This is a genomic window from Myceligenerans pegani (assembly GCF_014892515.1).
In the GTDB taxonomy this organism is placed as follows: domain Bacteria; phylum Actinomycetota; class Actinomycetes; order Actinomycetales; family Cellulomonadaceae; genus Myceligenerans; species Myceligenerans pegani.
Window position 1 is genome coordinate 1 of record NZ_JADBGR010000050.1, and the last position, 15,914, is coordinate 15,914.

General features: G+C 72.4%; 11 protein-coding genes and 1 tRNA gene. 10 read left to right on the forward strand and 2 right to left on the reverse strand.

What is annotated here, in order from left to right; genetic code table 11:
- Positions 1–144 precede the first annotated feature (144 nt).
- On the forward strand, positions 145–1,620 hold the full coding sequence (locus IIE03_RS03680) for a S1 family peptidase (RefSeq protein WP_192861390.1): 1,476 nt from the start codon (positions 145–147) through the stop codon (positions 1,618–1,620).
- 120 nt (positions 1,621–1,740) lie between these two features.
- Here IIE03_RS03680 and IIE03_RS03685 read toward each other — a convergent pair whose 3' ends face one another.
- Both IIE03_RS03685 and IIE03_RS03690 read right to left on the reverse strand, forming a co-directional pair.
- Positions 1,741–3,405 (reverse strand): sensor histidine kinase, encoded by a 1,665-nt coding sequence (locus IIE03_RS03685; RefSeq protein ID WP_192861392.1) that lies wholly within the window; start codon positions 3,403–3,405, stop codon positions 1,741–1,743.
- Positions 3,402–4,214, reverse strand: coding sequence for a response regulator transcription factor (locus tag IIE03_RS03690; RefSeq protein WP_318842783.1), 813 nt, complete (start codon positions 4,212–4,214; stop codon positions 3,402–3,404). Before IIE03_RS03690 ends, IIE03_RS03685 begins: the two co-directional genes overlap by 4 nt.
- Positions 4,215–4,349: 135 nt before the next feature.
- On the opposite strand from IIE03_RS03690, the gene IIE03_RS03695 reads away from it, so the two are divergent.
- The 9 genes from IIE03_RS03695 (at position 4,350) to IIE03_RS03735 (ending at position 15,835) form a co-directional block, all read left to right on the forward strand.
- The gene (locus IIE03_RS03695) at positions 4,350–5,249 is read left to right on the forward strand and encodes a phosphatase PAP2 family protein (RefSeq protein WP_318842784.1); all 900 of its coding nucleotides are present in this window, start codon (positions 4,350–4,352) and stop codon (positions 5,247–5,249) included.
- A 166-nt stretch (positions 5,250–5,415) separates the two neighbouring features.
- Positions 5,416–8,244 carry a type I DNA topoisomerase gene (topA, locus tag IIE03_RS03700; RefSeq protein WP_192861394.1) on the forward strand — a complete coding sequence of 943 codons (2,829 nt, stop codon included), beginning with the start codon at positions 5,416–5,418 and terminating at the stop codon, positions 8,242–8,244.
- A 214-nt stretch (positions 8,245–8,458) separates the two neighbouring features.
- Positions 8,459–9,235 carry a dTMP kinase gene (gene tmk, locus IIE03_RS03705; protein WP_318842785.1) on the forward strand — a complete coding sequence of 259 codons (777 nt, stop codon included), beginning with the start codon at positions 8,459–8,461 and terminating at the stop codon, positions 9,233–9,235.
- Entirely contained in the window at positions 9,232–10,368 is a 1,137-nt protein-coding gene (locus IIE03_RS03710; protein ID WP_192861397.1) for a DNA polymerase III subunit delta', read from the forward strand. Before tmk ends, IIE03_RS03710 begins: the two co-directional genes overlap by 4 nt.
- A gap of 143 nt (positions 10,369–10,511) precedes the next feature.
- Positions 10,512–12,134, forward strand: coding sequence for an enoyl-CoA hydratase-related protein (locus IIE03_RS03715; protein WP_225997212.1), 1,623 nt, complete (start codon positions 10,512–10,514; stop codon positions 12,132–12,134).
- A 194-nt stretch (positions 12,135–12,328) separates the two neighbouring features.
- Complete coding sequence (locus IIE03_RS03720) at positions 12,329–12,955, forward strand: hypothetical protein (RefSeq protein WP_192861401.1); 627 nt, start codon at positions 12,329–12,331, stop codon at positions 12,953–12,955.
- A gap of 362 nt (positions 12,956–13,317) precedes the next feature.
- Positions 13,318–13,938, forward strand: a complete 621-nt coding sequence (locus IIE03_RS03725) for a hypothetical protein (protein WP_192861424.1) — start codon at positions 13,318–13,320, stop codon at positions 13,936–13,938.
- Between the two features lie 94 nt (positions 13,939–14,032).
- Entirely contained in the window at positions 14,033–15,586 is a 1,554-nt protein-coding gene (locus tag IIE03_RS03730; protein WP_192861402.1) for an alpha/beta hydrolase, read from the forward strand.
- A gap of 176 nt (positions 15,587–15,762) precedes the next feature.
- A tRNA-Thr gene (locus IIE03_RS03735) sits at positions 15,763–15,835 on the forward strand.
- The last annotated feature ends 79 nt before the right edge of the window (positions 15,836–15,914 follow it).

The following is a 15,914-nucleotide window of genomic DNA, read 5'->3' on the forward strand; positions in this document are numbered from 1 at the left end:
GTCCCGGCAGCCGGCCGAGCCCCACCTCCCTCTTCCATAAAGTCTATGTATGACCTGAGTGCTATCTGGGCAACGTCACCTCCCGCCCTTAGTGTGATTTTGGGTGAAAACACCCAGGAAACCCCACACAAGGAGTAGCTGGACATGAGACGAACACGCACCAGGGCGCTCGTCGCAGCCACCGCTGCCACGACGCTCGTCGGCGGGGTCTGGACCGCCGCCGTCGCAAACGCCTCACCGGTACCCGCACCCGAGTCCGACGCCATCGAGATGTACGAGCCCGGGCTCCTGCGCGCAATGGAGCGCGACCTGGGGCTCGAGGCGGCCGAGGCCGTCGAGCTCATGGAGTTCCAGGCCGGCGCGAACGCGACCTCCGAGCGGCTCGCCAAGAGCCTGGACGAGTCGTTCGCCGGATCCTGGCTCGACGGCGCCGAGGCGCTGACCGTGGCCGTCACCGACACCGCGGACGTGGCGGCGGTCGAGAAGGCCGGCGCGGAGGCCGTCGTCGTCGACCACTCGCTCGAGGCCCTCGACGGCTGGAAGGCCGAGCTCGACGACGTGCTCGCCGACACGCAGGGCATCCCGTCGTTCTACGTGGACGTCGAGAGCAACCAGGTCGTCGTCGACGTCCACCGGGGGGCCAAGGCCAAGGCGGCCAAGGCGATCCGGAAGGCCGGCATCCCGGCCGACGCCGTGACCTACCAGGTGACCGACGAGCAGCCGCGCACGCTGATCGACGTCGTCGGCGGCAACGCCTACTACATCGGATCCTCCCGCTGCTCCGTCGGCTTCTCGGCGACGGGCGGCTTCGTCACCGCCGGTCACTGCGGACGGGTGGGGGCGACCACGAGCTCGCCGTCGGGCACCTTCCGCACGTCGAGCTTCCCGGGCAACGACTACGCCTACGTCCAGGTGGCCTCGGGCAACACGCTGGTCGGCGCCGTCAACAACTACTCCGGCGGCCGCGTCAACGTCTCGGGCCACTCGCAGGCAGGCGTCGGCACGTCCGTGTGCCGTTCGGGGTCGACGACGGGCTGGCACTGCGGCACCATCCAGGCGCTGAACGCCACGGTGACCTATGCCGAGGGCTCCGTGCACGGCCTGATCCGCACGAACGTCTGCGCGGAGCGGGGCGACTCCGGAGGCTCGCTGCTCGCCGGCACGCTCGCGCAGGGCATGACGTCCGGCGGCTCGGGCAACTGCTCGTCCGGCGGCACCACGTACTTCCAGCCGGTGGGCGAGGCCCTGTCGGCCGCGGGCGTGTCCCTCATCACCAACGGCGGTGGCGGCGGCAACCCGGGGCCGGGCGACTGCTCCGGCTACGAGTCGTCCCTCTCCGGCTCGCTCTCGTCCGGCGGATCGGCCGCGCACCCGAACGGCTCGTACTTCTACACGGGTTCGTCGGGCGCGCACGCGGGCTGCCTCGACGGGCCGAGCGGCACCGACTTCGACCTGTACCTGCAGAAGTGGAACGGCAGCAGCTGGAGCACCGTCGCGCAGGGCATCACGTCGTCGTCCGACGAGACCGTCACCTACTCGGGCACATCCGGCTACTACCGCTGGGTCGTGCACGCGTACTCGGGCTCCGGCTCCTACACGGGCGGCTACAACGCCCCGTGACCCGGGAGCTCTGACCGTCTGAACCACACGGTGCGGTCGGTCCGTCGGACGATCGTCGTGATCCGCCGATCGCCCGAGGGGCGGCCGATCACCTGGAGGTCCGGAGGGCGCCGGTGCGGGTCATTCCCGCCCCGGCGCCACCAGGGGGATCCGGACCTCCATCGTGGTGCCCCGCCCGGCGGGCGGACCCGCGACCGTGACCTCGCCGTCGTGGGCCGCGACGATCGCCGCCACGATCGCCAGCCCCAGGCCGGTCGAGCCGCCCGCGTGGCCGCGTGCGCGATCGCCACGTGTGAAGCGCTGGAACAGCGTGCCCCGCAGCTCCGCGGGGATACCCGGACCGTCGTCGGACACGGAGACGACGGCGATCGTGCGGCCCGTCGCGCCGCCGGTGCCGTCCCCCGCGGCCGCGCGGGACGACGGCGGTCGCTCCGTCCGGACGGACACCACCACGCGGGTTCCCTCCGGTGTGTGCATGCGGGCGTTGCCCAGCAGGTTCGCGAAGACCTGCCGCAGCCGAGCCTCGTCGCCGACCACGATCGCCTCCGGCGGGCCGGCGTCGTCGTCCGCCCCGTCCGACTCCGCCCCGCTCGCCTCCGCGCCGTCCGATTCCGCCTCGCCGGACAGGGAGCCGTCCAGCTCCAGCTCCCAGACGTGGTCCGGGCCCGCGGCATGGGCATCCCCGAGGGCGTCCGCCGCGAGCGCCACGAGGTCTACGGGTGCGCGCTCCAGGGGTCGTCCGGCGTCCAGCCGGGCGAGCAGCAGGAGGTCGTTCACGAGCCCGCCCATGCGCTCGGACTCGGCCTCGATCCGGGTCAGCGCGTGGTCGACGGCGGCGCCGGGACGCCGCGCGAGCTCGGCGTACCCGCGGACGGAGGCGAGGGGTGTGCGGAGCTCGTGGGACGCGTCGGCGACGAACTGCCGGACCTGCGACTCGGAGTCGTGCCGGGCGGTCAGGGCCTGCTCGACGTGTCCCAGCAGCCGGTTCAGGGCGGCGCCGACCTTGCCGACCTCGGTCCGCTCATCGGTGTGCGCGGCGGGGACGCGGGGGATCGCACCAACCTCGCCGCGGGCCAGCTCGAGGTCGGAGGCGTTCACCGCGGCCGCGGCGACCTCGTCGAGGGGGCGCAGCGAGCGCCGTACCAGCCAGGTCCCGGCGGCCGCTGCGACGGCCATGCCGGCCACACCGATCACGATCTCGACCGCGACGTAGCGCGTGAGCGTGTCGGTGACGTCGCTGGTGGGCATGGCGAGGACGGACGGCTCGCCGGCGGAGGTGGTGGTGGCGACGGCGCGGTAGGAGCCCAGGTCGGGGACGTCGACGGCGTGAGGGCGGGCGTCGGCGGGGACCCGTTCGAGGGCGGCGATCTGGTCGCCGGTCAGTGCGGCGAAGGCGCCGTCTCCGGTGAGGTACCCGGCGCGGACGACCTCGCCGTCGGCGTACACGATCACGAGCGTCCCGGTGTTCTGGCCCAGCCATGGAGCGCCCCGGAGGCCGGGGTCGGTGGACGCCGGATCGTCGGTGCCCCGTGGGTCGTCGGTCGGCGGGGTTCCGGTGGCGGTGTCGCCGGGCCGGGTGCCGAGCAGGCGGTCGCGGACGAGGGCGAGCGGTGGTGGTTCGGCCGCCCGCCGGGACGCCTGGACGAGTTCCTCGTCGAGGCGGACGGTGAGCTGGGAGCGCAGTGCGAGCGTGGAGGCGGTGGCGACGACGAGGGTGAACGCGAGCAGTACGAGCAGCAGTGTCGCGACGAGCCGCGCGCGGAGGGTGGGCGGCAGGAGGGTCACGGGACGGCGGCCGGGTCGCTCGTGTCGCTCCGGGACGTCCCGGCCGCGGGCTTGAGCACGTATCCCACGCCGCGCAGGGTGTGGATCATGGGCTCGCGTCCCTTGTCGACCTTGCGGCGCAGGTAGGAGATGTACAGCTCGACGATGTTGGCGCGCCCGCCGAAGTCGTAGTTCCACACGTGGTCGAGGATCTGTGCCTTGGACAGCACCTTGCGGGAGTTGCGCATGAGGTAGCGCAGCAACTCGAACTCGGTGGCGGTGAGCCGGAGCTCGGTGCCGCCGCGGGTGACGTCGTGCGATTCCTCGTCCAGCACGAGGTCGCCGACCACGACGGCGGACTCCGGCCGGATCGGCGAGGCGCCCGCACGGCGCAGCAGGCCGCGCAGCCGGGCGACCACCTCCTCCAGGCTGAACGGCTTGGTGACGTAGTCGTCGCCGCCGGCGGTGAGGCCGGCGATGCGGTCCTCGACGGCGTCCTTCGCGGTGAGGAACAGGACGGGCATCTCGTGCCCGCTCGCGCGGAGGCGGCTCAGGAGCGACACGCCGTCGGAGTCGGGCAGCATGACGTCGAGCACAAGCAGGTCGGGTGCGTTCTCGCGCACGGCGGTGGTGGCGGCGCTCGCCGTGCCGGCGGTGGACACGTCCCAGCCCTCGTAGCGCAGGGTCGCGGCGAGCAGCTCGGCGATGTCGGGCTCGTCGTCGACCACGAGGACGCGCAGCGGCGAGCCGTCCGGGCGGGTCAGGTGCGGGTTGCCGGGGGCGGGGGCCGTGGCGGTGCCCGACGTCGTCCGGTGCGCGGTCGTGGTCATGGGTTTCAGTGTGCGCGCGGTGATGGGGGATCGCTGAGGCGAACCTGTGCTCACCCTGTGTCCTGCCCGCGGGGGTGTGCCGGAGCTGGGTGCGTGCTGGGACCGGATGTCGGACAGCTCGCTTACCGTGTGCTCGTGGCAACGACTGCTGTGCAGCTGACGTCTCCCGCCCGGCCCGGTGGTCGGCGGTCTCGTGGCGCCCGGATCGGCGCGGCGGTGGTCGCGCTGATCTCGGCGGTCGGCGTGTGGGCGGTCTGGCGCGTGATGGTCGTCACGTGGTCCGGGCAGCGCACGGAGGAAGCCGCGTTCGAGGGTGCGGACCGCTTCCAGGACGCGCTCGCCCGGCTCGCCGATCCGGTCCTCGAGCTCGGCGGGATGCGGTGGCTGGTGGTGGGATCGCTCGTGGCGGTCGCCGTGGCGCTGGTGCGCGGCCGCTGGCTGGTGGCCGGGCAGGTGGCCGTGCTGATCGCGGGCGCGAACGTCACCACCCAGGTGGTCAAGGCCGAGATCCTGTACCGGCCCGACCATCTCGTGGGATGGAACAGCGGGGTGAACACGCTGCCCAGCGGGCACACCACGGTGGCCGCCTCCGTCTGGGCGGGCCTGCTGCTGGCGGCGCCGCGCAGGCTGCGGCCGCTGGTGGCGGTGGGCGGCGCCGCCGCGACCTCGGCCATGGCGGTGGCCACGATCGTGGACCGCTGGCACCGGCCGTCGGACGTCGTCGCGGCCGTGCTGGTGGTGCTCGCCTGGGGCGCGCTGCTCTGCGCCCTGACACCGCGCTCCGCGCTGGACCGGCCCGGCGAGTCCGACGGCGGCGGGTTCACCGTGACGGTGGCGGTGCTGCTCGGCGCCGGCGCGCTCGTGACCGCCGTCGTGGCGGTGCCGGCGATCGCGACCGTGGCGGGCTTCGGCCCGCTGCCGACGTCGGGCCTGATGACCGCGTACGCCGGTGCGGTGCTCGCCGTGCTTTCGGCGAGCCTGGCGACCACGGCGGCGCTCCTGGTGGTCCGTCAGGCCACCGCGCGCCCACGCTGATCGTGCGGTGATCCTTCCTGCGCGGGCTCGACGGGGGCGGTAGTGTCTGGAAGCCACCCGTGGCGTACCGTGGGTTGGCCGGTGCCGCACGCCGACGTGGCGGCCCGGATCGTCACACCACACGCAGACCGCCAGGAAGACCGCCAGGAAGTAGGAACGGATTCGGATGCCCCAGCCACGCAAGCTCGTGATCGTCGAGTCGCCCACCAAGGCTCGCAAGATCCAGGGCTATCTCGGCGACGACTTCGAGGTCGAGGCCAGTGTGGGACATATCCGCGACCTCCCGCAGCCCAGCGACCTGCCCCCCGAGATGAAGAAGGGCCCGTACGGGAAGTTCGCCGTCGACGTCGACAACGGGTTCGACCCCTACTACGTGGTCCACACGGACAAGAAGAAGAAGGTCACGGAGCTCAAGCGGGCTCTGAAGGAGGCCGACGAGCTCTACCTCGCCACGGATGAGGACCGCGAGGGCGAGGCGATCGCCTGGCACCTGATCCAGGAGCTGAAGCCCAAGGTGCCGGTCAAGCGGATGGTGTTCCACGAGATCACCCGCGAGGCGATCATGCGGGCCCTGGAGAACACCCGGGAGCTGGACCAGGACCTGGTCGACGCCCAGGAGACGCGCCGCATCCTCGACCGCCTGTACGGGTACGAGGTCTCCCCCGTGCTCTGGCGCAAGGTCGGCAAGGGCACGTCCGCCGGGCGCGTGCAGTCGGTCGCGACGCGGCTCGTCGTGGAGCGGGAACGTGAACGCATGGCGTTCGTGTCCGCCGGCTACTGGGACGTCACGGGGACGTTCGCGGTGGTCGACGACACCGATCAGCCCGCCTTCCGTGCCAGGCTCGCCCACCTGGGTGGGGACCGGGTCGCCACGGGCCGCGATTTCGACGACCGGGGCCGGCTCAAGGTGCGCACCGGCGTCGTGCAGCTGGACGAGGCGTCGGCGACCGCCGTCGTCGCCGGTCTCGACGGGGCCGACTTCCAGGTCAAGAGCCTCGAGACCAAGCCGTACACGCGCCGCCCCGCGGCCCCGTTCACCACGTCCACGCTGCAGCAGGAGGCGGGCCGCAAGCTGCGGATGAGCTCGCGGCAGACGATGCGGACCGCGCAGGCGCTGTACGAGAACGGGTACATCACCTACATGCGTACCGACAGCCCGTCGCTGTCGAAGGAGGCGACCGACGCCGCTCGCCGCCAGGCCGCCGAGCTGTACGGACCGGAGTACGTGCCCGGGCCGCCGCGGCTGTACCAGTCCAAGAGCAAGGGCGCGCAGGAGGCCCACGAGGCGATCCGTCCGGCCGGCGACTCGTTCCGCACGCCGGCACAGGTGGCCGGCGAGCTCGCGGGCGACCAGTTCCGGCTGTACGAGCTGATCTGGAAGCGCACCGTCGCGTCCCAGATGGCCGACGCCAAGGGCTCGACGGCGACCGTGCGGCTCGGCGCGCGCGTGGCGGCCTCCGCACCCGCTCACGGTGGCAGCGAGGCGGTGTTCACGGCCTCCGGCACGGTGATCACGTTCCGCGGGTTCCTCGCCGCGTACGAGGAGTCGCGGGACCTGGACCCGGACGCGGATGGCGCCGACAAGGCGTCGGGCAAGGGCGACCGCGAGACGCGCCTCCCGCGGATGGCCGAGGGCGACGCGCTGACCGGGCGCGACCTCGCCGCCGAGGGGCACACGACGTCGCCACCCGCCCGCTACACGGAGGCGTCGCTGGTCAAGGCGCTCGAGGAGCGCGGGATCGGCCGCCCGTCCACGTACGCGGCGATCATCTCGACCATCCAGGACCGCGAGTACGTGTGGAGCCGGGGCCAGGCGCTGGTGCCGACCTGGCGCGCGTTCGCCGTCGTCCGGCTGCTCGAGCGGCACTTCGTGCGGCTCGTCGACTACGACTTCACCGCCGCCATGGAGGCAGACCTCGACGAGATCGCCGCGGGCGACCGCCACCGCGTGGCGTGGCTGCGGGAGTTCTACTTCGGGGAGGACGCACCCGGCGTCACCGACACCGACGGCACCTCGGACTCCGAGGGCGTCGACGCGCACGGCGGCGGCCTGCGCGACCTGGTCGAGCACCTCGGGGAGATCGACGCGGCGGCGATCAACTCCGTCGACATCGGCGAGGGGATCCGGGTGCGTGTGGGCCGCTACGGCCCGTACCTGGAGGACACCCGGGCCGAGGTGGCCGACGGCGAGAAGCCGGTACGGCCGCGCATCCCGGACGACATCGCGCCCGACGAGCTGACTGTGGAGAAGGCGCGCGAGCTGTTCGCCGCCGGGGCCGACGACGGGCGCGTGCTCGGCACCGACCCGGACTCCGGGCACCCGATCGTGGCGAAGAACGGGCGCTTCGGGCCGTACGTCACCGAACAGCTCCCGGAGCCGGACCTAGACCCCGACCTGTCCGCCGCGGCGCGCAAGCGCGCCCTGGCGAAGCTGCCGAAGCCGAGGACGGCGTCCCTGTTTCAGGACATGGCGCTGGACAGCGTCACGCTCGACGACGCGCTACGGCTGCTCTCGCTGCCGCGCGTGGTCGGCGTCGACCCGGAGAGCGGCGACGAGATCACGGCGCAGAACGGCCGCTACGGGCCCTACCTCAAGAAGGGCACCGACTCGCGGTCCCTGCCCACCGAGGAGTCCCTCTTCACGGTCACGCTGGAGGAGGCGCTCGAGCTGTACAAGCAGCCCAAGCGCCGCGGTCGCGCCGCCGCGGCACCGCCGCTGCGGGAGCTCGGGGAGGATCCGACCAGCAAGAAGCCGATCCTCGTGAAGGACGGCCGGTTCGGTCCGTACGTGACCGACGGCGAGACGAACCGTACGTTGCCCCGCGACCTCACGCCGGACTCGATCACTCCCGAGCGCGCGATCCAGCTCTTGGAGGAGAAGCGGGCGCAGGGGCCCAGGAAGAAGACGTCGCGGAAGTCCGCCACCACGAAGCCGGCGGCGAAGAAGACACCCGCGAAGAAGACCACCACGAAGAAGTCGACGGCCAAGAAGTAGTCCGGGCCGCCCGTGTCGTGCCCTCTCGACATCTGCTCGGATTCCGCTACGGGCACGTGCTGTGACTGCCGCCGCCGGGCTCAGCCGCCGCGAAGCCTCGTTCCTCGGCTCCGGCCGTCTTCGCAACCGGTGATCCGGCGGCGGCTGCTTCCTCGGCCCGTACCCTCCGCTGCACCCGTCGTCGATGTCGGTGTCCCGCATTAGTGTTGCGGGCGTGAGCACACGCGGATTCTTCATCTCCTTCGAGGGCGGCGATGGCGTCGGGAAATCCACGCAGGCCCGCCTGCTCGGCGACTGGCTGGCCGAGCTGACCGGCCGCGAGGTCCTGCTCACCCGCGAGCCCGGCGGCACGGACCTCGGCAAGGAGCTGCGGGCCGCGGTGCTGCACGGCGAGGAGATGGGGCCGCGCGCGGAGGCGCTCCTCTATGCCGCGGACCGCGCCCATCACGTGGACTCCCTGATCCGGCCCGCTCTGGAGCGCGGCGCGGTGGTCATCACCGATCGCTACCTCGACTCGTCGGTCGCCTATCAGGCGGGCGGACGCACGCTCGGCGAGGGCGACGTCGAGCGCCTGTCGCTGTGGGCCACGGACGGGCTGCTCCCGGACGCCACGGTGCTGCTCGATCTCGATCCCGGGATCGCTGCGGAGCGTCGTGCCGTCACCGGCGAGGCGCCGGACCGCCTCGAGCGCGCGGGCGCCGAGTTCCATCGCCGCACGCGGGAGGCGTACCTGCGGCGCGCCGGGGCGGATCCGGGCCGCTGGATCGTCGTCGACGCGGCCCGGTCCGTCGAGGACATCCAGGCACAGGTCCGGGTGGACGTCGCCGCCCGGCTCGGGCTGACACCCGTGGTGACCGAGGCGGTCACGGAGGCCGCCGAGCACCCGTCCGGCGAGCGACCGACGCCCGACGGCGCACGCCCGTCCGGCGAGGGCGAAGAGGGCGGCGTCGCTCGCGGGGAGACGGGCCCGGGGCCGGAGGGGCGGGCATGAGCGTCTGGGACGAGGTCGTGGGCCAGGAGTCGGCCGTCGCCATGCTGCGCGCGTCGGTGACGCGCGCGGAGGCCATGACGCACGCCTGGCTGGTCACCGGCCCGCCCGGCTCGGGCCGCTCCGTCGCGGCCCGGGCGTTCGCGGCCGCGCTGCAGTGCGAGCAGGGCGGCTGCGGTGCCTGCCACGCCTGCACGACGACGCTGGCGGGCACGCACCCGGACGTCACCCTCCTGGCCACCGACAAGGTCGTCATCACCATCGACGAGGTCCGTGACCTGGTCGGCACAGCCGCCCGCACCCCCACGCTCGGCCGGTGGCGGGTGATCATCGTCGAGGACGCCGACCGGATGGCCGAGCGGACCACAAACCTGCTGCTCAAGTCGATCGAGGAACCGCCCCCGCACACGGTCTGGGTGCTGTGCGCGCCGTCCGTGCAGGACGTGCTGCCCACCATCCGTTCCCGCTGCCGGGCCGTGGTGCTCCGGGTCCCGCCCGCCGATGCCGTCGCCGACCTGCTGGTCCGCCGCGACGGCGTGGACCCCGCCGTCGCGCTGACGGCCGCCAGGGCGGCGCAGAGCCACGTCGGCATGGCCCGGCGGTTGGCCCGCGACGAGGGCGCCCGGGAGCGCCGGTCCGCCGTTCTCGGCATCGCCCGCCGGATCCGCGGCGTCGGAGACGCCGTCCTCGCCGCCGGAGAACTGGTCGACGTCGCCAAGCAGGAGGCCGCCGCGGCCACCGAGGAGCGCGACGCCGCCGAGAAGGCGGAACTGCTGCGTGCTCTCGGGGTGGTCGACGGCGAACCGCTGCCGCCCAAGCTGCGCTCGCAGGTGAAGCAGCTCGAGGAGGGGCAGAAGCGCCGCGCCACCCGCCGCCAGCGCGACGTGCTGGACCGGGCCATGCTCGACCTGCTGTCCCTCTACCGGGACGTCCTCGTGGTTCAGCTCGGCGCCGACGTCGATCCGGTCAACACGGAGCACGCGGGTACGGTCCGCGATCTCGCCCGGGATTCCACGCCCGAGCAGACGATCCGGCGCATGGACGCGATCGCCGTGGCTCGTCAGCGCCTCGACGGCAACGTGGCGCCGCTGCTGGCGTGCGAGGCGATGACGATCGCGCTGCGCCCGCAGGGCTGATCGAACCGCCATCAACATCCCGTGTTGTCCGGAATGAGCATCGCTCGCTAGGCTCCGGCTCGGCACCCCCCGAGGCCAGAACCCACAACTGAAGGAGCCCCGTCGCGATGCGGATCCTGCTGCTCGTCTCAGCATTCAACGGCTTGACCCAACGTGTGTGGTGCCATCTACGGGAGCACGGGCACGACGTCGGCGTGGAGCTGGCCGGAACGTTCGACGAGCCGCGAGACCTCGTCGAGGCCGTCGAGTCGGCGGCACCGGACCTGATCCTCTGCCCCTTCCTGAAGCACCGCGTGCCCGAGCAGGTGTGGCGCAGGTACCCGACCGTGATCGTGCACCCCGGCCCGGTCGGCGACCGCGGCCCCTCGTCCCTCGACCACGCCATCCTCGACGGGCGGGAGCAGTGGGGCGTCACCGCGTTGTCCGCCGTGGAGGAGATGGACGCCGGGCCGGTCTGGGCGTCGAACGTGTTCGACATGCCCGCCGAGCCGATCTCCAAGGCCGCCCTCTACAACAGCCGGGTCGCGGATGCGGCGATGGCCTGCGTGGACGAGGTGCTGCGCAAGGTCGACAGCGGCGACCTGCCGTTGGACGCCGACCAGTGCCTCCGCGTCGTTGCCGACACCGGCGAGCGGCCGCTCCTGCGCCGCAAGGACTTCGAGCTCGACTGGGCCGAGCCGGCCGAGGAACTGGCCCGCCGGGTCGCCGCCGCCGACAGCGCGCCCGGCGCGCCCGCCGACGTGCAGGGCCGCCGGGTCTGCCTGTTCGACGCCGTGGCCTCGGACATCGAGACCGGGGCCACGCCCGGTACCGTCGTCGGGCACAACGTCGACGCCGTCGCCATCGCCTGCGGCAGCGGCACGCTCTGGGTGGGCTACGCCGCGGTGCTTACCGAGCGGCGCGGGACCAAACTGCCCGCCTCCCGGGTGATCGACGCGAGCCGGACCCCCTACCTCAAGGTGCCCGACGCGCTCGCGGAGACCTCCTACGTGCGCGACGAGCACGTCGGCTACCTGACACTCCGCTCCTACAACGGTGCGATGTACTCCGAGCAGTGTCGGCGGTTCACCACCGCCGTCGAGAAGGCCCTCACCGAGGACACCCGGGTTCTCGTGGTGCGCGGCACCGAGCACGCGTTCTCCAACGGCATCCACCTCGGCGTGATCGACGCGGCACCGGACCCGGCGGCCGAGGCGTGGGAGAACATCTGGGCGATCGACGAGCTGTGCCTCGTGCTGGCGAACGCCGACCAGCTCACGGTGACCGCGTTCACGGCGAACGCCGGCGCCGGCGGCGTGATGGCCGGCCTGTGCACGGACGTCACCGTGGCCCGCGACGGCGTGGTCCTCAACCCCTACTACGACATGGGCATCTTCGGCTCCGAGCTGCACTCGTGGGCCCTGCCCCAGCGGGTCGGCGAACAGCGCGCCGACATGCTGCTGCACCGCAAACTGCCGATCTCCGCCGCCGAGGCGGACCGGATCGGGATGATCTCCGGCGTCGGGCCGCGCGACATGGCGGAGTTCGACGAGTGGCTCGGCGAGACCGCCCGCGGCTACGCCGAGCCGGCCACGCTCGCCACGATGCTCGCGCGGAGTGCGGAGCTGCGCGCGCGCTCCAAACCGCTGTCCTATCACCAGACCGTCGAGCTGGCGGAGATGGCGCGGGACTTCTTCGACGACCGCAACGGCTTCGCGGACCTCCGCAGGCGCTTCCTCACCAAGGCCGCGCCGGAGGTGACCCCGGCGAAGCTGCGGTTCGGCTGACGCGAAGGACGAGGTCCACGAGCTCTCGCGTACGGAGCGAGCACACGTCGCCGATGCGACCGGCGGGGCAGAGTCAGCGCAACTCAGCGCACGGTTGCTGGCGCGTACGGGACGGCATGTGCACATCCTGGGCGTAGCGGGCGGCGTCGTACAGCCGGCGCGACGCCCGATCCGATCCCAGGAGGGTTGACGCCATGCAGATCGACGTCGTGCAGATCGATGCCGTGCAGGACGCAGTTCGCAAGAGCACGCGACGTGCCGTGGTGGCGGCGGGCGCGGGACTCGCGCTCGTCCTGCCGGCCGGCGGTGCCGGAGCGGCCGCCGTGTCCGCGCCGTCCCTTGTGGACACGCCGTCCGTCGTCGCGAGCGACGACGGTGCGGCGGCGGCCGACGACTTCTTCGTCCTCGTCCCCGGACAGAGCCGGCGCGGTCTGCCTCCGGGGGTCGAGCTCGACGACTCGTCCGCCACGGTGGCCGGCGGCGCGTGGACTCCGGCCGACGGCCTGCTGTACGTGGTGACGCTCGGGTCCAGCACCTGCCCGCGGATCCCTGAACCCGTGGCCCGCGACACCATGGCCGGTGCCGGACTGGCGGTGGACGGAGAGGTGGGGGACATCGACGTCACGCTGTCGGAACCGCCGCCGGACGCCGTGTGCACGGCGGACTGGGTGCCGACCACCACCGTCGTCGCGGCGCCCGCGGGCACGGACCACGGGGGGACGGTGTCGCTCCGGATCGGCGGGGTGGGGAAGACCGACCTGCTTCCGCGCGAGGCGCCGGGTGAGACGGGGCCGGCGGCCTGGATCGTCGTCGATCGTTGACGGGCGCCCAGGGGCGGGCGCGGGCGGGCGGGGTCCGGCGCGGACGTCCCGCATGCCGAGGGCGGGAGCGGTGGCCGACCTTGCCGGTGGCCGACGTCGCTGGCGGTCGACGTCGCTGGCGGTCGACGTCGTCGGCGGTCGACGTCGGCGACGCAGGCCGGGTGAATTTTATTCTGTTGGGTGTGCAAGCGCTCCGCCCTCCGAGACATGGGAGGGGTGGGTGACGCTCCGGAGTGTGGGCCGGAGCGTCACCCACCACCCTTTCGAGACATCTCCGGGGTTCCGCTCCGGCACGCCCCGTTCCCGGCCGTGCCCTCCGCGGCGGCCACGCCGATGTCAGTGGCTCATGGAAGGATCGCGGCATGACGAGTACGACGGGCGCCCGTGGGGTGCGGTTCGCGGGACTGGCAGGCGTGCTGCTGGCGTCCGCGCTGCTGGCCGGTTGCGCCGGCGGGGACACGACGGGCGGCGCGGAGGACGGAGCCGCGGACGAGGAGACCACGGTCGGCAGCACGCCGTCCGACACCGCCGGGCCTGGTGACGAGGAGAGCGACATGGACGACGACGGAGCGCGCAACGTGAGGCCGACGATCGAGGCCAAGGCGATCGACCCGCTGGAGGCCGGTGCCACGGGCACGGGCCTGCCGGAGGGCATCGAGGGAAGCACGTCCTCGCCGGCCGGTGCGGCCTGGTCGCCCGCAGCGGGCCTGATCTACGTGGTGACCAACGACTCCAGTTCCTGCCCGGTCATCGCCGAACCGGAGGCGACCGAGGAGAGCGGTGAGGTCGTCGTCGGCCTCCTGCCGCGACGGGAGGGCATGTGCACCGCGGACTGGGTTCCGACCACGAGCGTCGTCCAGGCTCCGGACGGTGTCGAGGACGGCGCCGCCGTGGCGGTACGTCTCGGCGACAAGGGCACGCTGAACCTCCCGGCCCGGGAGGCGGACGGTGAGCCCGGCCCCATCGCGTGGGTCGCGAACTGAACGGCGCGGATCGCCGACGGAAACGTCGTGAGGGTGCGGTGAATCCTGCCGCGCCCGGGCGAGTCGCAGGCGCGATTTTCGATAGGTTGTCCAGGTGATCCGCCCAGCCCGACGCCCCGCGGCCGTCGTCGCCTGCCTGCTCGTGCCTGTCCTGCTGCTTGCGGCATGTGCGGTGCCCCCCAAGAACCAGGTAGCGCTCGAAGACGTGGGGAAGTCCGGCAGCGAGGCGGGCGGCGGCCTCGCCGCGGCGTCGGGTGCGCCCGACGGGTTCGAGGACTACTACGCGCAGCCCGTCGAGTGGAGCGAGTGCGGGGGCTTCGAGTGCGCCACCGTCGATGCCCCGCTCGACTGGCACGAACCGGGCGCCGGCAGCATCGAGATCGCGATGAAGAAGCTGCCCGCCACCACGGACGACCCGCAGGGGTCGCTCCTGGTCAACCCGGGCGGGCCGGGGGCCTCCGGCATCGGACTCGTGGAGTCGACCAGCAACTTCGGGTTCCGGCTGCGCGCCGAGTTCGACATCGTCGGGTTCGATCCCCGCGGGGTCGGCGAGTCCACGCCGGTGACCTGCGTGGACGACGAGGCCAAGGACGAGTTCCTCAGCACCGACTACCCGGACACCGACGCCGGCATCGCCCAGCAGATCGAGGTCATCCGCGATTGGGGTCGGGCCTGCGCCGAGAACACCGGCGAGCTGCTCGGCAACGTCGACACGCAGAGCGCCGCGCGCGACATGGACCTGCTCCGCGCGGTCCTGGGTGACGAGAAGCTCAACTATCTCGGCTACTCGTACGGCACGCAGCTCGGCGCCACGTATGCCGGCCTGTTCCCGGGCAACGCGGGCCGGCTGGTGCTCGACGGCGCGGTCGACATCACGCTCACCCCCGACGAGGTGGCCGCGGAGCAGGCCGTCGGCTTCGAGAACGCCCTGCGGGCCTACGTCGAGGACTGCCTCGCGGGGACCGAGTGTCCGCTCGGAGGCCCGGTCGATGTCGCGCTGCAGCAGATCAGGGCGATGGTGAACGATGCGGCGGCGCACCCCATCGCGACGTCGTCGGGCAGGGTGGTGACCAAGAAGCTCGCGTTCTACGGGGTCGCCATGCCGCTGTACAACGAGGCCAACTGGTCCTACCTGACAACGGCGCTGCAGGAGATCTTCTGGGAGGGCAAGGGCGACACGCTCCTGCTGCTCGCGGACAACTACAACGACCGGAACGCGGACGGCAGCTTCGGCTCCAACAGCGAGGAGGCGTTCCGCGCGATCAACTGCGCCGACGCCCGCGCCACGGAGGACCTGGAGGAGATGAAGAAGCTCGCCGCCGAGATCGTGGAGGATGCGCCGACGCTCGGCGAGTCGTTCGGCTTCTCGGGCGTGGACTGCGCGGACTGGCCGTACCCCGCCGCGAAGCGCGAGTTCGACCTCCACGCGAAGGGCGCGGCGCCGATCATGGTGATCGGCACCACGAACGACCCCGCGACCCCGTACCGCTGGTCCGAGGCGCTGGCCGAAACGCTCGACTCCGGCTTCCTCGTCACCTACGAGGGCGAGGGCCACACGGCCTACGGCCGCTCCAACGAGTGCATCAACGGCGCCGTGGAGGACTACCTCGTCGACGGCACGATCCCGGACGGCGAGCTCACCTGCTGAGGTCGCGCCCGACGGCGGTCGTGGCGGGCCTGGCGGTCGCGAGCAGATGGTCCGCCAGAGCGGTTCACTCGTCATGAACAGGTCGGCGTAGATCACATCCGATTCGCTTTGGTGACTCGGCCCGACGTCAGGTACTGTTGGGGCCGCTGCCAGGTGGTCCACCACCGGGAAGCAACGCCGCCTTAGCTCAGTCGGTAGAGCGGTTCACTCGTAATGAACAGGTCGACAGTTCGATTCTGTCAGGCGGCTCTCGACGATGGACGACCCGTGCCTACTTCGTAGGCACGGGTCGTCTCGTTTGTTTCTTGTGGGGGCGGAGCCCCCACAC